This is a genomic window from Henriciella marina DSM 19595, assembly GCF_000376805.1.
Lineage (GTDB): Bacteria > Pseudomonadota > Alphaproteobacteria > Caulobacterales > Hyphomonadaceae > Henriciella > Henriciella marina.
On sequence record NZ_AQXT01000002.1, the window covers coordinates 1,265,785 to 1,287,644 of the forward strand.

Below are 21,860 nucleotides of genomic sequence, written 5' to 3' on the forward strand. Positions count from 1 at the left end.
TGTGGGTGGGCGCTGTTGAAAGCGGCGCTCGACCCCATATCTCGAAGACAAGACCTCGAGACAGGAGTGCCAAGACATGCTGCCACCCAAGCCCGCAGACAATTTCAAACGCGTCAGCCGTTCCAATGCTGAATGGCGTGAGCTTCTGACGGACGAACAGTTTCACGTCGGCGTCAAAGACGGCACCGAACGCGCTTTCTCGCCTGGCAACCACAATGACGAAAAGCGCGATGGGCTGTATCACTGTGTCGGGTGCGATACCCCGCTCTGGTCATCCGAGCACAAGTTTGATTCCGGCACCGGCTGGCCGAGCTTCTACAAGCCGGTTCGCGAGACAGCCGTCGACACCAAAACCGATTTCAAGATGATCATGCCGCGCAAGGAGTGCCATTGCGCCACGTGCGGGCTTCATATGGGCCATGTTTTCAAGGATGGCCCGCCGCCAACGGGTGAGCGCTGGTGCATCAATGGTGTCGTTCTCAATTTTAAACCTGCCTGAGCCGGCTTTCGCTAGACAGCATTGGCACCGGGACTAGGGTCTTCGTTTCTCTATGTGAACCGGAGCCCCGAATCCATGCGTCTAAGCTATCTTCTGGCGAGCGCTGCAAGTGCCGCCCTTCTTACAGGGTGCACACCCCAATCTGACCAGAGCCAAACCAATATGAATGAAACTGCCACGGCAAAACTGACCGCCGGAAATGAGACCGCCTTGACGCCGCCTTCGGCAAAACGCGAGCCGGTGGAGATAGAACAGGTCGGCCGCAAACGGGTCGACGCCTATCAGTGGATGAAGGACGAGAACTGGCAGCAGGTGATGCGCGATCCGTCTGTCCTGCGCGAGGACATCCGCGAATACCTCGAAGCGGAAAACGCCTACACCAAGGCCGCGCTCGAAGATCCGACCGATAGCCTGCGCGAGACGCTCGTGAGCGAGATGCGCGGCCGCATCAAGGAGGATGACAGCTCGGTGCCGGCGAAAGACGGGCCATACGCCTATTATGTGCGCTACCGCGAGGGCGGAGAATATCCGATCCTGGCGCGCAAGCCGGCCGAGCAGGCCTTCGAGACCGATGCGCCGGAAACCGTGCTGTTCGACGGCGACAAGGAAGCGGAAGGCAAATCCTACTTCTCGATCCGCGGACTGGATCAATCGCCCGACCATAAGCGCCTCGCCTCTGCCATCGATACGCAGGGCAGCGAGTATTACACGATCAGCGTACGCGATATTGAAACCGGGGAATCCATAGGCGCGCCGATCGAGGGCACGTATGGCAGCTTTGAATGGGGCGCTGATTCGAACCTTCTTTACTGGGTGGAACGCGACGAAAATGGCCGCCCGACCGCTGTGTTTCAGCGCAATCTTTCCACAGGCGAAGACGTTGAAATCTATCGCGAAGAGGACCCCGGCTTCTTTGTCGGCGTCGGAAAATCGGAATCTGAAGACTTCATCTTCATCGAAACCGGCGGGCACACATCTGGTGAAGTCTGGTTCTTCCCTGCAGACGCAGCAGCGCCTGAGCCTGCTCTCATCGCGCCCCGCCGTGACGACGAGGAATACTCCGTCGTCCACTGGGACGATGCTTTCTACATCCTGACGAACGCCGATGGGGCCGTGGACTTCAAGGTCATGAAGGCGCCGATCGATAATCCGGGACGCGAGGACTGGGAAGAAGTCATCCCCCATCGTCCAGGAACGCTCGTGCTTGGCCTCGACCCGTATAAAGATCATCTAGTCCGGCTTGAGCGGGCTAATGCCCTGCCCCGTATTGTGGTGCGCGAGCGCGCCGATGGAAACGAGCATGCGATCGAAATGGACGAAAGCGCCTACGATCTCGGACTTGGGTCGGGCGAATATGAGTCGACCATCATGCGCTATGACTATGCCTCGCCCGCGAGGCCAGATCAGGTCTTCGATTATGACATGGCGACGCGCGAGCGCGTCCTGCGCAAGACACGGGAAGTGCCGTCCGGGCATAATCCGGACGACTATGTTGTCGAGCGGATCATGGCCCCGGCCTGGGACGGCGAGACGGTCCCGGTCACCATTCTGCGGCGTGCCGATACGCCGGTCGATGGCTCTGCGCCCCTCCTGCTCTATGGGTATGGATCCTACGGTATCACTATTCCAGCGAGTTTCTCGACTTCACGCCTGTCGCTTGTCGATCGTGGTTTCATTTACGCGATCGCTCATGTCCGGGGATCTCAGGCCAAGGGCTACCAATGGTATCTTGATGGCAAGCTCGAGAAGAAAGACAATACTTTCAAGGACTACGTGTCCGCCGGACGCTATCTTGTCGAGCAGGGATATGGCGCCGAGGGCCGTGTTGTTGGTCATGGCGGATCCGCTGGCGGCCTGCTCATGGGCGCGGCAGCGAATATGGATCCGGAAATGTTCGGCGGCATTATCGCTGCCGTCCCATTCGTCGATGTCATCAATACGATGTCAGACGACAGCCTGCCCCTGACACCGCCGGAATGGCCCGAATGGGGCAATCCCATCACGGATGAGGCCGCCTATGACACCATCATGGCTTACAGCCCGTACGAGAATGTCGGCGACAAGGATTATCCGGCCATGCTGATCACGGGCGGGCTTTCAGATCCGCGTGTCACCTATTGGGAACCGTCGAAATGGGCGGCGCAGCTTCGCAATGAAGCGCCTGATGCGGGGCCCTATTATCTGCGGATCAATATGGATGCCGGACATGGCGGCTCCACAGGACGTTTCGAAGGGCTGAAAGAAACAGCGATCGAATATGCGTTCGCGCTGGCGAGTGTCGGTCTGGTCGATGACTACGATATTTCCCGGTCCGCAAGCGAGGCCGAATAGCCTGTTTGATCGCCTCTTACCCACGCGTTTGAAGTCAGACAATCAAAACGAAAGCGCCGGTCCCTATTAAAGGGGCCGGCGCTTTTTTTCTGACGGCAGCGTGGACGGCCCGCGCTGTATCAAACGATTTCTGACGCCCCAACGAAAATGGCCCGGCATCTCTGCCGGGCCATCATCAATTCATGTGTCAGATCAGATCGACTAGCGAACGATGATCGTGACTTCCGAACGACGGTTCAGAGGCTCGCGAACGCCGTCGCGGGTCTGTTTCGCCAGATCGTTTTCGCCACGGCCTTCGGTGGTGATCATGCTGGATGGGATGCCACGCTCGTTAAGAGCGCTTGCAACTGCACCGGCACGACGCTCCGAAAGACGAGCGTTGTAGGACTGAGCACCCGACGTATCGGTGTGACCAACGATGGTCACCGAGTTCGGCGCACATTCCTGACGGCCACGAATGTTCGCAACTGCCTGGTCGATCACTGCCGAAGCTTGGCTGGTGATGTTCGACTTGTCCCACTCGAAGTAGACCACGAACGCCTGGTTCAGCGTCGAGCACGACGGTGGTGGCGGTGGTGGTGGTGGCGGTGGTGGCGGAGGCGGTGGTGGTGGCGGTGGTGGTGGTGGCGGTGGTGGCGGAGGCGGTGGTGGTGGTGGCGCTGCTGGTGCAGCGAACTGATACCGCAGACCAACGGTCACTGAGTGATCGCTGTAAGTGCCTTCATAAGGAACGGCGCCGCCGCGAGGACCTTGACCGTCGAAGTCGAGGCTCTCAACCATGAAGTACTTGTAGCCAAGATCAAGCGTCAGACGCTCGGTCATGTCATAGCCGATACCGGCCAGTGCCTGATAGGCAAGACCCGAGTCGTCGTCGTTGAAGCCGTTGGCGTCATACGTCTGGATGCCACCGGGCGTCACGACACCAGCGCGGAAGTTGGTCGCGCGAGCGTTGACTTTGGCCATACCGATACCAGCACCGATGTATGGCTGAACAACGCCATTCGGGTTGAAGTCGTAAAGGCCGTTGAACATCAGGTCATAGATATCGACGTTGCCGCTGCCGCCTGGTGCATAGCCCAGATCGAAGCCGGACGGGACCGTAGCAACGGCCGCACCATTGATGACGCGGGAAGGATCGAGCTGACCGCCGCGGTATCCGAACGTGGTTTCAAGACGGAAGCCGTTGCCGAAACCGTAACCAAGGCCAAGCTGGGCACCAAGGAGGCCGTCGCCGGAAATCTCCTGGTCGCCGCCGAGTGTCAGCGGAACGTTTCTTGGTGGATCGCTGTCGAGCTCACCATCAAAGCTGTAGCCCAAATCGGCGCGGCCATACCAGCCGTCCTGAGCGTTAGCAACGGACATCGCAGACGCCAAGGCGGCCGCGGCTGTCGCGCACATAAGAGTTCTTTTCATACTCATCCCCTATTGTGAGCCGCATGAGCACTATTGCTCACCGACCGCAGAGACTTAACGGACCATTCCGTGTGTATACTCATCTAACGGAACTTCGTTGCCGAGACGAGTGCACAAAGTCGGAAATTAGTTGAATCTTCCCGTTTTTTCCAGAGAGCGCGGCGTAAATACAACATTTTTTTGCTATTGCCCCGCCGTGGGCATGTCGCAGCCCGGTTTGAGACACATTGTGCGAATCGGGAAGATGGTACCGCCTCTCCGGCTTGAACGGAGGACCTCTGGTTCCACAAACCAGCGCTCTAACCAACTGAGCTAAGGCGGCACTTGGCACGCACATACGCGGAAGCGGGCAAGCGTTCAAGACGGTTTGCCGACTCCTTTGCAGTCATTTCCGCGCGCTCTATTCTGCCGCGATGGGCTGGGTGTGCGCGGGCTCCGGCACCGTGAAAGCCCGGTCACCGGGTTTGCGATAGTGGAGGACGCCGTCATCGAGATTGGCGTGTCTGATCTCGAAGATATCCTGAATGTAGTTCTGATTGAGCTTCCAGGGCGCGCTCTGCCCCTGCTTTGGAAGCCGGTGGAGCGCGCGGGTGACATAGCCGGATGAGAAATCCAGCCAGGGCGCATCGCCTGGGTCTTCATCTGCGATAGGACGCACTTCAACGGCACCGGTCTTGTCCATGTGGCGGATAAGGCGGGTCAGATATCGGGCGATGAGGTCGGCCTTCAATGTCCAGGACGCGTTGGTGTAGCCAAATGTCACGACGAGGTTGGGAACATTGCTGAACATGATGCCGAGATAGCCATGCAGGTCTGTCGGGTTGACTGCAACGCCGTCGACGACGAGGTCTGCGCCGCCCATGAACTCAAGCTGAAGACCGGTCGCCGAGACGACGATGTCCGCCTCCAGCAATTCGCCGGAGCTTAGCTTGATCCCATTTTCCGTGAACGTTTCGATCGTGTCCGTCACCACACTGGCCGACTTGTCCTTCAGAGCGTGGAATAGGTCGCCGTCCGGGATGAGGCAGAGCCTCTGGTCCCACGGATTGTAATCTGGGGTAAAGTGCGTGCCGACATCATAGTCGGGACCAAGTTCCTCGGCGGCCATCCCGATGATGCGTTCCTTGACCTTCTCGGGACGGCGCCGTGCCATCCGGAAGAAGAGCATCTGCAACAGCGTATTCTTCCAGCGGGTCAGGCCATAAGCCGTTTTTTCCGGGAGGATCTTGCGCAGACCGAGCGCAATCCTGTCCTCTGCAGGCCGTGAGACGACATAGGTCGGAGAGCGCTGGAGCATTGTGACGTGCTCGGCAGTTTTTGCCATTTCGGGCACGAGGGTCACAGCCGTGGCGCCAGACCCGATCACGACGACTTTCTTGCCTGCATAGTCCAGATCTTCTGGCCAGGCCTGCGGGTGAATGACCTGTCCACCAAAGGAAGATTCGCCTGGAAAATCCGGCTTGTAGCCGCCTTCATAGGAATAGTAGCCGGCGCACATCTGCAGCATGCGGCAGGTCAGCAGGCGCTCGGATCCGTCGGACTTGTCGTCGACGCGGAGGGTCCAGAGGGCGGCTTCAGAGTCCCAGCTTGCCTCGCGAACGAGATGATTGAATTTGATGTGCTGGTCGATGCCATTCTCTGCGGCGGTCTCGCGCACATAATTGAGGATGGCCGGCCCGTCGGCGATGGCCTTGCGTTCTTTCCAGGGTTTGAAGTCGTATCCCAGCGTGTGCATGTCGCTGTCGGAGCGGATGCCCGGATACCGGAAAAGATCCCATGTGCCACCAATGGCGCCGCGTCCTTCGAGGATCGCATAGCTTTTGCCGGGACAGCGTTCCTGAAGATAATAGGCGGCCCCGATTCCGGAGAGGCCGGCGCCTACGATAATGACGTCAAATTCAGCTTGTTTCATACCTGCGAGTGAACAGCGAAACCGAACAATTGTCCAGCTTTTGACAATAGGTCTGCGTCAAGGTTCAGCTGGGCTCAGCTATCGCCTGGCCATGTGCCAAGCGCGCGATAAACGGCAATCACGTTGAGGTTCCTGACAAGGTTTGCCCGGATGAGCTGCTGGCGCGCATCGTAATAGAGTTGCTGGGAATCGAGCACGGACAGATAGTCATCAACCCCGACGCGAAACCGTTCCTCTGAAAGGTCGCGCGTTACCGCGGTATCATCGACAAGGCTCACCAGCGCATCAACCCGCTCATCGATCGTCCGGCGCACGGCAAGCGCGTCGGCGGTATCGCGGAAAGCGAATTGAATGGCCTGCTCGTAGCGCGCCACAGCAAGGTCGCGTTGGGCCTGGCTCACCTCGAGATTGGACTGGCGGGCCCCGGCATCGAAGATTGGCAAGGTGATGGACGGCCCGAAGGACCAGCCAAGACTGCCATCGAAAAGATCGGTGAGCTCGCTGCTGGAATAACCAACCTGGCCGGTAAGGGAAATAATCGGGAAGAAGGCGGCCCGCGCAGCCGCGACATTCGCATTTGCCGCCATCAATTGGCGCTCGGCAGATTGAACGTCCGGACGGGTCAGCAGGACGAGTGAGGATTGCCCAATGGGCACTTCTTCAGCGAGCGGCGACGGGGCGAGCTCGGCTGCAGCCAGCGTCCCTTGCGGCAGATCGGTGCCAACCGCGAGGCGGAGGGCATTGAGGTCCTGCTCTACCTGTGCGGAGAATTGCGCCGCTTGGGCCCGGGCTGTCTCGACACTGGCGGACGCACGTCTGACATCGAGCTCGGTTGAGATGCCCGCATTGAAAAGCTCCTGGGTGAGGTTCAGCGATTCCGACTGAACATCGACCGTATCTTCGGCCAGCGCGAGAAGCGCCTTGTCGGCGGCAAGCTGCATCCAGATTTCGCCGACGGTCGCGGCGATGGTGATCTTCGCGGCCCGCTCGCCCTCTGCCGACGCAAGATAGCTTTGAAGCGCCGCTTGGTTGAGCGCGCCAACCCGGCCGAAAAGATCCAGCTCATAGGCCGTGATGCCGATGCTGGCCGACGCGTTGTCGAAATTGCCGCCGTTACCGCCGCCGCTGATCGTATCGCCTTCGGAAAAGCTGCCATTTGCAGAGACTGTCGGGAGACGCTGGGCGCGGCTTATGCCGTACTGTGCGCGGGCCAGCTGAACATTCGCCGCCGCAATCCTGAGATCGCGGTTCTCTGCCAGGGCAAGGCGAACAAGGTCGCGCAGCTCATCGCCGAGAAAGACGTCCTGCCAGTAAATCGGCTCAACGACGTCGCCTTCCTCGTTCACGACCGGCAGCGCGTCAGGAATTGGCGCTTCTGGCTGCTCATAAGGCTCTGTGACGGTTGCACAGGCAGAGATCATCAGGGCGGCGATGGCCCCGGTTGCCAGACGATTCATCGACATCATGCCGTGGCCTCCTTGTTACCGGCTGGGACGAGGCTTTTCTCGCCGGTCAGTTTCCGGATCATCACATAAAAGAGCGGAGCGAACAGCAGGCCAAGGATAACCGACACGATCAGCCCGCCAATAACGGCCGTACCGATAGCCTGACGGCCAGCCGCCCCTGCCCCGGTGCTGAGCGCGAGTGGCAGGACACCAAAGCCGAACGCAAAACTGGTCATCAGGATCGGGCGAAGTCGCATGCGGACCGCCTCCTCGACAGCCTTGAGAAGTTCAACACCCTGTTGCTCCAGGTTTCGCGCAAACTCGACGATAAGAATGGCGTTCTTCGAGGCAAGGCCAACCGTTGTCAGCAGAGCCACCTGGAAGAAGATATCATTGTCGAGACCGCGCATGTGCGCCGCGAGAACCGCGCCGGCCACGCCGAGGGGGGCCGTCAGAAGCACCGCGACAGGGACGGTCCAGCTTTCATAGAGCGCGGCAAGGCAAAGGAACACGAACAGGATCGACATGATGTAGAGAAGCGTTGCCTGATTACCGGCTTCGCGTTCCTGCGCACTGATGCCCGTCCATTCCATGTCGAGACCTTGGGGCAGCTGCTCGACCAGAGCTTCCATCTGATCCATTGCAACACCCGAGCTGACGCCCGGTGCAGGCGCCCCCTGAACGTTCAGCGCTGGAAGGCCATTATAGCGTTGCAGCTGCGGTGACCCGTAAGTCCATCCTGTGCTCACGACTTCCTCCAGCGGCGCCATCTCGCTGGAGCTATTGCGAATATACCAGCCGCCAAGATCATCGGGCTGCATCCGGTTATCGGCCTCACCCTGAACATAGACGCGTTTAATACGGCCCCGGTCCAGGAAGTCGTTCACATAGGTCCCGCCGAACGCCGTCGACAGAAGGTTGGTGATGCTTGAGACGTCTACGCCGAGCGCCTGCGCCTTCTGGTAGTCGATATCGATATTGAATTGCGGGCCGTCGGCCTGACCGTTCGGGCGCACGGATGTCAGCACGTCGCTTTGATTTGCCATGCCGAGAAGCTGGCCCTGCGCCTGCACGAGCTGCTCATGGCCTATCCCGCCAGCATCCTGAAGGTACATGTCGAAGCCGGAAGAGTTACCGAGCTGGCGAATGGGCGGCGGCACAATCGCAAAGATCCGGGCGTCGGTGTTCTGGCTGAACGCCCCGCTTGCGGCGCCGGCGATTTCCATAGCGGACTCTCCAGCATCTTCTCGCTCAGACCAGTCAACGAGTGCGCCAAAGGCGATGCCGTTATTCTGACCCTGACCGGCAAAACTGAAGCCTGCCAGCGTGAAGAGGCCGCGAATGTTCTCGCCCTGCGTGTCGAAATAATAGTCACCGACAGAATCCATGACTTCCGTGGTCCGCTCAAGGCTGGAGCCCGGTGGCAGCTGGACCAGCGTAATGAACTGGCCCTGGTCTTCTTCAGGCAGGAAGGAGGTCGGCAGGCGCACAAACCCGATGGCCATGAAGACCACGATAACAGCAAAGACACCGGCAAAAATCCAGCGGCGCCGCAGGATGCGGTCGACGACCGATCCGTACCCGTCCCGAACCCGGTCAAAGCCATTATTGAACCAGACGGCAGGCTTCTGGAGCATGCCGGGTGCCTTGTCATGGTCAGGCTTTTTCAGGATCGTCGCACAGAGTGCAGGCGACAGGACGAGTGCGATCACTAGCGACAGGGCCATGGCGGACACGATGGTCACCGAAAACTGGCGATAGATCAGACCGGCAGAGCCCGGGAAGAACGCCATCGGAATGAAGACGGCCGAGAGCGTCACCACGATGCCGACAAGTGCGCCGGTAATCTGCTGCATCGACTTTCGTGTCGCCTCGACGGGCCCAAGCCCTTCTTCTTCCATCACCCGTTCGACATTCTCGACCACGACGATGGCGTCATCGACAATCAGGCCGATCGCCAGGACCATAGCGAACATGGTGAGCGTGTTGATCGAGAAGCCGAGAACAAGAAGGCCAACCATCACGCCAAGCAGCACCACGGGCACCGCCACCATGGGAATGAAGGAGGCGCGCAGGCTCTGAAGGAAGACAAAGATTACCAGAAAGACGAGGATAACAGCCTCGATCAGGGTCTTCTGGACTTCTTCGATCGAGGTCTCGATGAAGGGGGTCGTATCAACCGGAAAGGCATACTCCATCCCTTCGGGAAAGCTCTGCGCCATGCGCTCGACTTCGGCCTTCACCGCTTCTGACGTTTCGAGTGCGTTTGCGCCGGTCGCCAGTGAGACGCCGAAGCCTGAGGAGGGTTGCCCGTTATACTTGGAATTAAACGCGTAATTCTCTGCGCCAAGCTCGACGCGTCCAATATCCGAAAGACGGACAGACCCGCCCTCAGGCGTGGTGCGAATGAAGAGCTGCCGAAAGTCTTCCGGCGTCGTCAGAAGCGACTGGAGCGTCACCGTTGCATTGATCTCCTGCCCTTCGACCGAAGGTGCGCCGCCGAGGGCGCCCGCGGAAACCTGCGTGTTCTGGGCGCGAATTGCCGCCACCACGTCGGATGGGACCAGGTCGAACTGGACGAGCTTGTCAGGATTGAGCCAGATCCGCATCGCATATTGCGAGCCGAATTGTTGCACCTGACCCACGCCATCAACACGGCTGATGGAGTCGTACATATTCGAGCGGATATAGTCGCCAAGATCGGTCTGGTCATAGCTCCCGTCCGGCGAATAAAGCGCCGTGATCAGCAGAAAGCCGGAACTTGCCTTGTTGACCGTCACACCCTGGCGCTGAACCGGTTCAGGCAGCAATGGCGTCGCGAGCGACAGCTTGTTCTGCACCTGGACCTGCGCGATGTCAGGATCGGTGCCTGTTTCGAAGGTCAGCGTGATCGAGGCCTGCCCCGATGAGCTTGACGAGGAGGAGATGTAATCCAGCCCGTCGAGGCCCGTCATCTGCTGCTCGATCACCTGCGTCACCGAATCCTCAACCGCCTTGGCAGACGCACCGGGATAGACAGCGTTCACGGAGATGGTTGTCGGGGCGATGTCAGGATATTGCGACACTGGAAGGGCGCGGAGCGACATCGCCCCGGCGATCATGATGACGATCGCGATCACCCAGGCAAAGACCGGGCGGTCGATAAAGAAACTTGCCATTGGTCTGCCTCTTATTCTGGCGTGGATTCGGCGTTCGGATCGCCGTTCACTGACGCCAGCGCGCCGCTCTGTGAGCTGATCACTTCAAGCTGGGTGCCGGGGCGGACATTCTGAAATCCGCTGACGACCACCCTCTCGCCGGGCACCAGACCTTCGGTAACGACCCAGTTCGAGCCGTTGGCTTCCTGGATGGTGAGATCCTTGCGAACCGCCGTCCCGTCATCGCTCACGGTGAAGACATATCCCTGCCCCTGGGGCGTGCGCTGCATCGCGCGTTGGGGGATCAGGTAGACGTCATTATAAGTGCCCGCGGCAAAAGACGCTTTCACGAACATGCCCGGCAGGATGAGATTTCCCGGATTGGGGAACTGCGCCCTGACGATGACCGTGCCGGCCTGCTGGTCGACGCTGACCTCCGAGAATTCCAGCTGGCCTTCGAGCGGATAGTCTTCGCCATTTTCAAATTCCAGCGTCACGGGAACGGCGGCAGAGCGACCTGATGTTGGCCCAAGCGTTTCAATCTTGCCGTCAGCAACATCGCGCTTCCATCGCAGAACCTGCGCGCTGGAGGCTGTCATGTCGACATAGATGGGGTCGAGCTGAAGCACCCGCGCAAGCGGTGTGGCCTGATTGGCCGTCACCAGGGCACCTTCAGTCACCGCAGACCGGCCAATGCGTCCGCCGATGGGGGCGCGAACCTTGGTGCGGGCAAGGTCGATGCGGGTTCTCTGGAGGGCAGCGCGCTGAATGCCGACGTCTGCTTCGGCCTGCTTCTGCGCCGCGACAGCTTCGTCATAGGATTGCTGGCTGACGGCGTTGATGTCTGCGAGGCGTTCAAACCTGAGCGCGGTTTGCGTCGCCGTGGCAGCGGTTGCCTCCGCGCGCTCTAGCGACGCCTGCGCGCTTTGTACGGCGGCCACATATTCGTCAGCGTCGATCTGATAGAGCGCCTGATCTTCGGTGACCAGCTCGCCTTCCGTGAACAGCCGGCTCTCAATGAGGCCTGTCACCTGCGGCCGGATTTCCGCCTCTGCATAAGGCGTGGCACGGCCCGGCAGGATGCGAACGCTGCCGATGGAGGTCGGCTCGACATTGATGACTTCGACACGGGTCGCCATCTGCTGGGCTTGCTGCTGGCCGGCCGCTTCCGTGCCCTCGCCGCTACCGCTGCCGCACGCGGCAACCATGACAAGGGCCGCGCCAAGCAGCGCTGCAGACGATTTGATATGACGGGACATTGTATTCCCCTTCTGGACCGGTCAGCACCTATCGAACGACTCACGACAGCGCTTGATTTTAGAATGAACATTCTATTTGTTGCTGCATTGCACAAAGTCAATGACAGGCAGGTGAATTAATTGAGCGAAAAGCAGAAAGCCCTGACCGGCGCGGAGAAGCGTCGCCTTGCGCGGATTGAGCAAATCCTTGACGCAGCGGCCGAATGCTTTGTCGAGTATGGGTTTCACGGCGCCGGCATGGCCAAGATTGCCGCCAGGTCGCGTATGAGCCCAGGCCACATCTACCACTATTTCGAGAACAAGGAGGCGATCATCTCGGCGATCGTCGACCGGGAATCGGCAAGGGCCGCCGAACGCTTCGCAGAGCTCGATGCAGTAGACAGCGCCGAGCTTGCCGACGTCATGACGGAGCGGGCAGTCGTTTCAGTCGCGGAAAAAACCGATATCCTCCAGTCTGCGCTGAACATGGAGATGCTGGCCGAATGCCAGAGAAACCCCGTCATCGCCGAAATCATCCAGCGACATGACCGATATGTTCGCGAACAGCTAACCCATCTTTTACGCGACAAGATCGGCGTGGATCAGCCCGGCGCACGAACCGATATGATCATGATGCTCTTTTCCGGGCTGGCCAACAGGCTGCTTCGTCATCCAGGTCTCGACCGCGAGAGTATGGCCGAACTCATGCGCGAGACGATGCTGTTCATTCTTTCCCCTGAAAATCGCGCCGCGGCTGAATGAACTTTCCCTCACATCGCACGCTATAAGTGTGACACTGAGCGGCAAGGACAAAATCAATGACAGCATCGCGGGATAACCCCCTCGAAAATGTACTTGAGCGGGCCATCAATGAAATCGACGGTGACAACGTCACCTTCGGAGACATTCTGGACCTTTTTGGCGAACGTTCATTCGGTCCGGTTATCGTGCTGCTCGGCCTGCTTGTGACCGTACCCCCGATTGGCGCGGTCCCCGGTCTGCCGATGATTGTCGGCCTCGTCATCATTCTTTTCACGGTCCAGATTGTCTTCGGCGCAAAGCGCATCTGGGTTCCCGGCTTCATCGAACACCGGTCCATTTCCAAGGAAAAGCTGAAGGCGGCCGACGAGAAAGCAAAACCCTGGCTCAAACGCATAGATGGGCTGGTTTCCGAGCGTATCACCATGCTGACAGGCCGGTGGTCGATCTATGTCTCCGCCATTATCGTCATCTTTCTCGCACTTCTGATGGTCCCGCTGGAACTGGTGCCTTTCGCCGTTGCAGCGCCCGGCTGGGCTGTGACCCTGTTCGGACTGGCCTTCATGGCGCGCGACGGCGTGCTCATGCTGCTCGGTTATCTGATGGCCGCAATAGCGGCAGCCCTGACGGTTGCCCTCGTGCCATGGGGGCAATTTGCAGGCCTGTTCGGCGGATAGGATCAGGCTGCGTCCTGTGGCAGCAAGGATCGCGCCCGGAAGAGATCATCGACAAACCGGGCATACTCCTCTTCAGCGCGCTGGCGGTCTGGAAGGCGCAGCAGATAGGATGGATGCACCGTCGCGATAAGACGCGTCCCATTATCAAGCTCTGTCAGCGCGCCGCGCAGCTCTTTCAAGGCGACGGCCTTCCCGAATACACCGCGCAGGGCGGTCGTCCCCATCGCCACAATGATATCCGGGGCAATGAATTTGCGCTCCAGATCGAGCCAGAAGCGGCACGTATCGATCTCACCCGCATTGGGCTTCTGGTGCATCCGCCGTTTGCCGCGCGGGGTAAATTTGAAGTGCTTGACCGCATTGGTGACATAGGCCTTTCGGCGGTTGATATTCGCTTCGCCAAGGGCTTTATCGAAGAGCTGGCCCGCCGGACCGACAAATGGCTTGCCGGCAATATCCTCGCGGTCGCCCGGCTGCTCGCCTATGATCATCAGGCGCGCGGCTTCCGGCCCTTCACCGAAGATGGTCTGACTAGCGCATTCATGAATGGGGCAGCGATCGCACCGTGAGGCAGACCGCCTGGCATCTTCAAGCGAATTGATCTCGGCCGCCTCATCCTCTGCGAAGAAATTCGACATGCGCGAGGCTCTGATATTGGCGGCGCTGGCGGGCGCTGAGAGAAGCTCGCCTGTGCGCTGGGTAGACTGCTTGATGAGGTCCGGAATAAGCTCCGCCTCTGGCAGGTTCTTCCAGTATTTGGCTGGCATTTCCGACAGCATGGCGCTCACTTTGAGGCGGGCCGGATTGAAGATCGACGCATAATAAGTCCGCCACTGATCCTCGATTGCGTCCTCGTCCGGCATCTGCGAGCGATCAGCGCCTTCGGCAAAACTCAGCGTCTTTCCATCCCAGCTGGCGCAGGCATCCGGCGTCAGGATCGTCCAGTCCATGCCGGTAAAGCGCCGCATGAAGAACGGCCCGGTGAGGCCGACAATCCGGTTGTCCGGCTCAAACCAGCTCATGAAAACCTCGCGGCCATCCCGTTCGCCGACTTTGCGAAAACGGACGAAGGCATGCATCTTGTGAACGTCGCGCCTGATCTGCTTGTCGGCACCCTTCACCCACCGGGCCGCATCGTTCAGTGGGTCTGTAAGCGCCGCTCGGTTCTGCTGCAGGTCGAAGAGCAGCTGATAGAGCCAGGCAAAGCGCGCCGGATCGCGGTGACAGACGACGCGCCTTGCCATATCGACGAACTCTTTCGGGACACGGATTTGCATGTCGCCTTTCAGTTGTGCTGGCTGGACCTCGCCGCCAGCAGCGAACAGATCTGCGTTGCCGCCCTCGCAGGTCCAATGCACATGGGCGGGCGGCACACCCTGCCCTGCCAGACGTCTCGCCGCATCGCGCCAGCCGTCAAAATCGGTCTCCGAAGAAAGGACCACCTGCTGCATTACAGAAGCTGCAGCTGCAGCTGCTGGGGCTGCGGCACGAACTTTTCACGCAAACCGGCCAGATCCAGCGTTCGTGCTGGATGCCAGTCCGCGGCCTCGATGAAGTCGCGGCAGATTTTGAGCGACCGGACGATCCGCGCAATATGAGAAAGCCGGAGCCGCGTATGACGGCGCGCTGCTAGAATTTTTGCGACCGACTTTGCGCCAAAGCCTGGCACGCGCAGAAGCTCTTCGCGGCTGGCCCGGTTCACATCCACCGGAAAACGCTCGCGCCGTTCCAGCGCCCAGGCGAGCTTGGGGTCAAGATCAAGATCGAGCATCCCATCCCCGCGCGCCTCGAAGATCTCATCCTTTTCGAAGCCGTAGAACCGCATCAGCCAGTCGGCCTGATAAAGCCGGTGTTCGCGCATAAGCGGCGGCTTGATCAGCGGCAGGTCGCCGGAGCTGTCCTGAATCGGGCTGAACGCCGAATAATAGACGCGCCTCAGCTTGTAGCCCGAATAGAGCGTCGCGCTGGTGGTAATGATGTCCTTGTCCGACGATGTATCGGCTCCAACGATCATCTGTGTCGACTGGCCACCCGGTATGAAGCGCGGCGGACGCGCCTTGCCGCGCTCCTTGCGGTCAGTTTGCCGCGACTCAATCCCGTTGCGCACATTGGCCATGGCCGACCGGATGACCGCGCCGGACTTCTCAGGGGCATAGGATTTCAGCGATGCTTCCCGGGGTAGTTCGATATTGATCGACAGGCGGTCGGCATGAAGCCCCGCCTGCTCAATCAACGCCGGATCAGCCTCCGGAATGGATTTCAGATGGATGTACCCGCCAAACTGGTGCTCGACCCGCAGCTTGCGAGCGACCTCTACCATTTGCTCCATCGTATAGTTGGACGACCGGATGATGCCGGAAGAGAGAAACAGCCCCTCTATGTAATTGCGTTTGTAGAAATCGAGCGTGAGCTGGACGATCTCATCGACGCTGAAGCGGGCGCGCTCAACATTGCTCGACACCCGGCTGATGCAATATTTGCAATCGTAGATGCAGAAGTTCGTCATCAGGATTTTCAGGAGGGAGATGCATCGCCCATCCGGCGCGTAGGCATGGCAAATGCCCATCCCTTCGGTCGAACCTATCCCATTGGTAGAAAGCGAGTTTCGCTTGGCCGAACCGGATGAGGCGCATGAGGCATCATACTTTGCCGCATCCGCCAGGATGGCCAGGCGGTCGATAAGAGAGCGTTTTCCCATGACAGGAACATATCAGGAACACGCCGACAGTAAAAGGAATTCTACAGCTTAGGTGCGCGACTTTAGAGCGCAAAAGATGTCCCGTCAGCCATGCGCCAACTGGGCCCGGCTCGATCAGATCTGAACGCAGAGCTGCAAAATGTTAATCATCTCACAGCTAGAAAATCGGAACGGTCGCTGGCCCAGTTTGTTTACAGGTTGAGCATCGAGACAAAACCATGACCTCTAAACGTGAGCAAAGACAAACAACAAAAGTGAGCGCCGAAGAGCGCCACGCCCGCCGTGCATTCCGCAATGCAATGTCATCTGGTCTGAAGCGGACCTATGACCGCGTGTCCCAGAAGTCTGTGCCCGATGAGTTCATGAACCTTCTGAAAGCTGCCGATCAGAAGTCGAGCGCCTGAAACCTGCCACCAATGGTGGTCTGGAAGGCACTTTCCCAAATTAAATCATTTTATCAGGCGCGTCCTTGAAGCAGGTCGCTTAGCCTGTACGGTGAAGCCATGTCGCGACAAGGCTTCACCTTGCCACAGGGGATGGAAACAGACTGGCCCGCGCTTGTCGCTGCTTCAGCATCCTTCCGGCATGATCTCCACCGTCACCCTGAACTGACATGGCAGGAGCGCGACACTTCCAAAATCATTCGCGTCTCGCTCGCTCAGCTCGGCATCCCGTATCGGATTTGCGCAGGAACGGGCACGGTCGCGACCCTCAATGCGTCGTCTAGCGGGCGGCACGTCGGCCTACGGGCAGATATCGACGCCCTCCCCATCAATGAAGCAACAGGCCTCGCCTATACCTCGGCTCATGATGGCTGCATGCATGCCTGCGGCCATGACGGGCATGCAGCCGCTCTCATGTCGACAGCGGCCTGGCTGAAGCACCATGAGGCGTCGCTTCCCGGCCCCGTCACATTGCTGTTTCAGCCCGCAGAAGAAGGCGGGCATGGCGCAAAGAAGATGATTGAGGACGGCGCCATTGACGGTTTGGACTGTATCTTCGGCTGGCACAACTGGCCTGCGATTCCTTTCGGCAAAGCTGTCTGTCCCAACGGCGCTGTCATGGCGGGAAATGGAACATTCCGGATAACCCTCAGGGGCGCTGGCGGTCATGCGAGCCAGCCTGAGAACACGCGCGACCCGGTCCTGGCCGCGTCAGCCGTGACGATGGCCCTTCAACAGATCATTTCGCGCCGGATCACACCCCAGAACGCGGCGGTGGTCAGCGTCACCTCAATCGAGGCGCCGAGCGGAGAAACGGTCATCCCGGACAGCGCAAAAATGGCTGGCAGCATCCGTCTCGCCAACGCTGCTGATCGACCGCTCATTGAAGGCCTCATCAGAGACATCACCATCTCCCAGGCGAAGGCTTATGGCGTCGAAGCCGATGTCGAAGTCTTTCCGCGCTATGACGCCACCGTCAATCACGTCGCCGAAGCCGGTCTTATGCGCAACGCGATCGCTGCCGACCTTGGCAACGATTGGCACTTTGGCGAGATCCCCGTGCCGATCATGGCGTCTGAGGACTTCTCCTATTACCTGAAAGAAATTCCCGGGGCCTTTGCCCTGATCGGCGCCGATGACGGCCACGGGCATCACGAACCCTGCCATTCGCCGCGCTATGACTTCAATGACAGGCTGCTGCCAATCGTGACACGCATCTATGCGCGGCTCGCCGGCGCGCCTCTGCCAGCTCAATCGACCTTATTGAACGACCAACCCTGAAAACGAATCCAAGGAGAGACCGTGATGGACCTGTTTGAACGCTGGGAATCGAATGTCAGGGGCTATGCGCGGACATACCCGACCGTTTTCAAATCTGCGTCGAATGCCCGCCAGACTGATGAAGCAGGCAAGTCCTATATCGACTTCTTCGGCGGCGCGGGCGTCCTGAATTTCGGGCACAATAACCCGAAGATGAAGGAAGCGATCATCGAGTTCATTCAGTCGGATGGCATCCCGCACAGCCTCGACATGATGACGACGACCAAGCGCGATTTCATCAAGTCCTTCACAGAGACGATCATGGAGCCGCGCGGCTGGGACTACCGGATGCAGTTTACCGGCCCGACCGGCACAAACGCGGTTGAAGCGTCCCTGAAACTGGCGCGCCGTGTCACAGGCCGTCGCCGGATCATCGCCTTCACCAATGGCTTCCACGGCATGACGCTTGGTGCGCTTGCCTGCACGGCAAACGCCTATTTCCGCAATGCCGCTGGCGTCCCGCTCAATTATGTCGAACGCCTGCCATTCGGGCACCCGCTGGACGGCATGGAGGAAGCGTATTCAGACCCGTCCTCGGGCTATGAGCCACCTGCCGCCATCCTCGTGGAGCCCATTCAGGCAGAGGGCGGCGTCAACGTCGCTGACGAAAAATGGCTGAAGGACATCCGGAAGTTCGCCCGCGACCGCGGCGCGCTGTTCATTCTCGATGACATCCAGGCCGGGTGTGGCCGCACCGGGTCCTATTTCAGCTTCGATGGCATGGACCTCGATCCCGATATCATCACGCTCGCCAAAGGCATTGGCGGCTTCGGGACCCCGCTCGCCATGAACCTCAACAAGCCTGAATTCGACAAGCACTGGTCGCCGGGCGAACATACCGGCACCTTCCGTGGACAGGGCATTTCCTTCATCGCAGGCAAGGTTGCCATGGACTACTTCCAGGACGACAGCTTCATGGCAGAGGTCCGCCGCAAGGGTGAGATCATGGAAAAACGCCTCAAGAAGATGGCCGGTCCCGGCATGGAAGTGCGCGGCAAGGGCATGATGCAGGGGCTTGATACCAAGGACGGCGCATTCGCCAAAAAGGTCGTCGCCGAATCCTTCAATCAGGGTCTTCTGCTTGGCGGCTGCGGCACTGAAGGCCGGGTGGCCAAGCTTATTCCGCCACTGACAATCGATGATGCTGACCTCGATGAAGGCCTCAACATCATGGAAACCGCAATGCAGACCGTCATGGAGCCCGCATGAAGCACCGCGATGACATGACCTTTCCGGCGGAGGAGTATGTCCGCCGGATCGAGGATTTGCGCGAGCGGATGAAAAGCCGCCGTCTCGATGCGGTGGTGATCTCGGACCCCGAGAACATCATGTATCTGACGGATTACCAGACGACCGGCTATTCCTTCTTCCAGGCGCTTGTGGTGCCGCTCGATGGCGACTGCTTCATGGTCACGCGGAACATGGAGGAATCCAATGTTCACGCCCGCACATGGGTCGAGAAAACCCGTCCCTATGCGGATAATGGCGATGCCATTCAGCGCCTGATCGAAGCGCTGCGTGAGGCCGGGCTTTACAACAGCACGGTTGGCTATGAGCGGAACTCATACTTCCTGCCCGCCTATCAGCAGGACCGCTTCCATTCCGCCTATACCGGCGGCCGGTTGCTGGACTGTTTCGGCATTGTCGAAGAAGGCCGGGCCTGCAAGTCGAAGCATGAAATCGAAGTGATGAAGAAGGCGGCGCGTGCCACCGAAGCCGGCATGAAGGCCGGTATCGAGATCGCGAAGCCCGGCGTCACCGAGAATGAGATTGGCGCGGCCATCTCGGCGGCCATGTTCGAAGCGGGCGGCGAGCCACCCGCCGTCATGCCCTACGTAACATCCGGTCCGCGTTCGATGATCGGGCACGCCACTTGGGAAGGCCGCACCGTTCAGGAAGGCGAACATGTGTTCCTCGAGGTCGGCGGCTGCTACCGGCGCTATCACACGGCCATGATGCGAACCGTCGTCATGCAGGATGAGCTTTCGCCCTCCATGCGCAGCGCCGAAGAGCAGATGCAGAAGGCCCTCAAGGAGCTGCGCTCACGCGTACAGCCGGGCCTCACCGTGTCGGACGCAGACAAGATCGTCCGCGACATCATTGCGGACGGCTCACATGGCGGGTCTTTGATTACGCGGTCCGGCTATTCGATCGGCATCGCGTTCCCGCCAAGCTGGGACGAGGGGTATATCCTTTCCCTCATGCAAGGCGATCCGCAGATCCTGAAGGAAGGCATGACCTTCCATATCATTCCATGGGTCTGGGGCGTTGATGGCGACAAGACAGTCGGCATTTCGGACACCTTCTATGTCACTGAAGATGGCTGCGAAAGTTTCTTCACGATGCCCGAAGAGTTCACCTTGAAACCTGGCACCGGAAAGCCTGCGTCTGCGCCTGTTTCGAAGACAAATGGAAAACAGGCCCAGCCAGCCAAATAGTCCGAGCTGCCCGAAACAATCAGGAGAGACCTATGCTGAAAGCCGTCAATCCGGCCACCGGCGAGACCGTCCGTGAAACCTCGCTCGACAGCGAGGCCGACGTCAACGCCAAGATCGAAGCATCCGTTGCCGCTTTCCAGAAATGGAAGAAGACCAGCTTTGCCGAACGGGCGAAACTGCTGAAATCTGTCGCGGCCTATATGCGCGAACATGTCGAGACGCTGGCGCCCATCATGACCGAAGAGATGGGCAAGCCCATCAAGGAAGCGCACGGCGAAGTCGCAAAGTCAGCGCTCTGCGCGGACCATTATGCAGATCATGCCGAGGGCTATCTCTCCCGGCAGGTTCTGGAGTCCGATGCCAGCCTCTCTTACGTTCAGCATCTGCCCATTGGCCCGATCCTAGGCATCCTGCCCTGGAATGCGCCCTTCTGGCTCGCCTTCCGGTTTGCCGCGCCGTCCCTCATGGCTGGCAATACCTGTCTCATGAAGCATGACCCCCATGTGCCGGGCTGCGCCGAAGCCATCGTGGAGTGTTTCGCGAAGGCGGGCGCGCCCGAAGGCCTTTTCCAGGCGCTCTACCTTGAAACGCCGAGCGTCGAAGCGGTCATCCGCGACGACCGTATTCGCGGCGTCTCCTTTACCGGCTCATCCAAGGGTGGCTCTGCCGTCGCGGGTATTGCAGGCTCTGCAATCAAGCCGGCCGTGCTGGAGCTTGGCGGCTCTGACCCGTCTATCGTTCTCGCCGATGCCGACCTCGACAAGGCAACCGATGTGCTGACCCTCTCGCGCATCATCAATGCTGGCCAGTCCTGCATCGCGGCCAAACGGATCATCATTGAGGAAAGCATCTACGATAAGGTCGAAGCACTTATGCGTGAGAAGCTCTCGGCCTTGAAAGTTGGCGATCCGCGCGAGACGACGACCGATGTCGGCGCCATCGCGCGGCCCGATCTTCGCGATCAGCTGCACAGACAGGTCCAGACCACGATCAGCGAAGGGGCTGACTGCCTGCTTGGCGGGGAGCTGCCGGACGGCGACGGCTATTTCTACCCGGTCACGCTGCTTTCGAATGTGAAGCCGGACATGTGTGCGTTCAATGAAGAGACCTTCGGGCCGGTTGCGGTCCTGGTGCGGGCGCGCGACGCAGACCATGCGCTCGAACTGGCAAACGATACCCGCTACGGGCTTGCCGCCAGCATCTGGACTGACACGGATCGCGGCGAAGCGATGGCAAGTTCGATCGATACCGGCCAGGTCAGCATCAATGGCATCGTGAAGACAGACCCCCGTCTCCCAAGCGGCGGCACCAAGGCCTCAGGCCTCGGGCGTGAGCTTGGCCCGCATGGCATCCTGGAGTTCGTGAACGCGCAGCAGGTCTGGATCGGTCCGGCCAAACCCGCCTGACCGTCTTCCAGCCTATCAGCGCGAAAGTGCTGACACATCTTGATCAGGATACGGCAAATTTTCCGCAAGTTTGCCGCGGCTGTTTCAGCCCGGCTTCAAGACTGTCCTCTAGGGCTGCTTTCTGAACGCCTGCAAGAAATGCAG

At 59.5% G+C, this 21,860-nt stretch carries 16 protein-coding genes and 1 tRNA gene; 9 read left to right on the plus strand and 8 right to left on the minus strand.

All coding sequences use genetic code 11. From position 1 onward, the window contains the following. Positions 1-76: 76 nt before the first annotated feature. Both msrB and F550_RS0106335 read left to right on the plus strand, forming a co-directional pair. The gene (gene msrB, locus F550_RS0106330) at positions 77-499 is read left to right on the plus strand and encodes a peptide-methionine (R)-S-oxide reductase MsrB (RefSeq protein WP_018147692.1); all 423 of its coding nucleotides are present in this window, start codon (positions 77-79) and stop codon (positions 497-499) included. A 162-nt stretch (positions 500-661) separates the two neighbouring features. Next, positions 662-2,830 carry a S9 family peptidase gene (locus F550_RS0106335; RefSeq protein WP_018147693.1) on the plus strand — a complete coding sequence of 723 codons (2,169 nt, stop codon included), beginning with the start codon at positions 662-664 and terminating at the stop codon, positions 2,828-2,830. Positions 2,831-3,031: 201 nt separating this feature from the next. Here the strand turns inward: F550_RS0106335 and F550_RS0106340 are convergent, their stop codons facing one another. The 6 genes from F550_RS0106340 to F550_RS0106365 all read right to left on the minus strand — a co-directional run bounded on the left by F550_RS0106340 (position 3,032) and on the right by F550_RS0106365 (position 11,996). Next, positions 3,032-4,243, minus strand: a complete 1,212-nt coding sequence (locus F550_RS0106340) for an OmpA family protein (protein ID WP_026180612.1) — start codon at positions 4,241-4,243, stop codon at positions 3,032-3,034. 245 nt (positions 4,244-4,488) lie between these two features. After that, positions 4,489-4,565 (minus strand) — tRNA-His (locus F550_RS0106345). A 78-nt stretch (positions 4,566-4,643) separates the two neighbouring features. Next, the gene (locus F550_RS0106350) at positions 4,644-6,155 is read right to left on the minus strand and encodes a flavin-containing monooxygenase (RefSeq protein ID WP_018147695.1); all 1,512 of its coding nucleotides are present in this window, start codon (positions 6,153-6,155) and stop codon (positions 4,644-4,646) included. A 74-nt stretch (positions 6,156-6,229) separates the two neighbouring features. Next, positions 6,230-7,621, minus strand: coding sequence for an efflux transporter outer membrane subunit (locus F550_RS0106355; protein ID WP_018147696.1), 1,392 nt, complete (start codon positions 7,619-7,621; stop codon positions 6,230-6,232). Further along, positions 7,618-10,758 (minus strand): efflux RND transporter permease subunit, encoded by a 3,141-nt coding sequence (locus tag F550_RS0106360; protein WP_018147697.1) that lies wholly within the window; start codon positions 10,756-10,758, stop codon positions 7,618-7,620. Before F550_RS0106360 ends, F550_RS0106355 begins: the two co-directional genes overlap by 4 nt. Positions 10,759-10,769: 11 nt before the next feature. Then, entirely contained in the window at positions 10,770-11,996 is a 1,227-nt protein-coding gene (locus F550_RS0106365) for an efflux RND transporter periplasmic adaptor subunit (protein WP_018147698.1), read from the minus strand. A gap of 120 nt (positions 11,997-12,116) precedes the next feature. On the opposite strand from F550_RS0106365, the gene F550_RS0106370 reads away from it, so the two are divergent. Continuing rightward, positions 12,117-12,737 (plus strand): TetR/AcrR family transcriptional regulator, encoded by a 621-nt coding sequence (locus F550_RS0106370; RefSeq protein ID WP_018147699.1) that lies wholly within the window; start codon positions 12,117-12,119, stop codon positions 12,735-12,737. Between the two features lie 56 nt (positions 12,738-12,793). Then, the gene (locus F550_RS0106375) at positions 12,794-13,411 is read left to right on the plus strand and encodes an exopolysaccharide biosynthesis protein (protein WP_018147700.1); all 618 of its coding nucleotides are present in this window, start codon (positions 12,794-12,796) and stop codon (positions 13,409-13,411) included. A gap of 2 nt (positions 13,412-13,413) precedes the next feature. Here F550_RS0106375 and F550_RS0106380 read toward each other — a convergent pair whose 3' ends face one another. Next, complete coding sequence (locus tag F550_RS0106380) at positions 13,414-14,862, minus strand: UdgX family uracil-DNA binding protein (protein ID WP_018147701.1); 1,449 nt, start codon at positions 14,860-14,862, stop codon at positions 13,414-13,416. Next, positions 14,862-16,109 carry a putative DNA modification/repair radical SAM protein gene (locus tag F550_RS0106385; protein WP_018147702.1) on the minus strand — a complete coding sequence of 416 codons (1,248 nt, stop codon included), beginning with the start codon at positions 16,107-16,109 and terminating at the stop codon, positions 14,862-14,864. Before F550_RS0106385 ends, F550_RS0106380 begins: the two co-directional genes overlap by 1 nt. Positions 16,110-16,327: 218 nt before the next feature. Here F550_RS0106385 and F550_RS19115 point away from each other — a divergent pair, with 218 nt between their 5' ends. The 5 genes from F550_RS19115 to F550_RS0106410 all read left to right on the plus strand — a co-directional run bounded on the left by F550_RS19115 (position 16,328) and on the right by F550_RS0106410 (position 21,716). Further along, positions 16,328-16,513, plus strand: coding sequence for a NepR family anti-sigma factor (locus tag F550_RS19115; RefSeq protein ID WP_156807844.1), 186 nt, complete (start codon positions 16,328-16,330; stop codon positions 16,511-16,513). Positions 16,514-16,612: 99 nt separating this feature from the next. Continuing rightward, on the plus strand, positions 16,613-17,833 hold the full coding sequence (gene doeB2 / locus F550_RS0106395) for a N(2)-acetyl-L-2,4-diaminobutanoate deacetylase DoeB2 (RefSeq protein ID WP_018147704.1): 1,221 nt from the start codon (positions 16,613-16,615) through the stop codon (positions 17,831-17,833). 24 nt (positions 17,834-17,857) lie between these two features. Then, a complete protein-coding gene (locus F550_RS0106400) occupies positions 17,858-19,081 on the plus strand; it encodes an aspartate aminotransferase family protein (protein WP_018147705.1) in 1,224 nt (407 codons plus the stop codon). Continuing rightward, positions 19,078-20,310, plus strand: a complete 1,233-nt coding sequence (doeA, locus tag F550_RS0106405) for an ectoine hydrolase (RefSeq protein ID WP_018147706.1) — start codon at positions 19,078-19,080, stop codon at positions 20,308-20,310. The genes F550_RS0106400 and doeA overlap by 4 nt, the downstream gene beginning before the upstream one ends. Positions 20,311-20,342: 32 nt before the next feature. After that, positions 20,343-21,716: an NAD-dependent succinate-semialdehyde dehydrogenase gene (locus F550_RS0106410; RefSeq protein WP_018147707.1), complete on the plus strand. Its 1,374-nt coding sequence runs from the start codon at positions 20,343-20,345 to the stop codon at positions 21,714-21,716. The last annotated feature ends 144 nt before the right edge of the window (positions 21,717-21,860 follow it).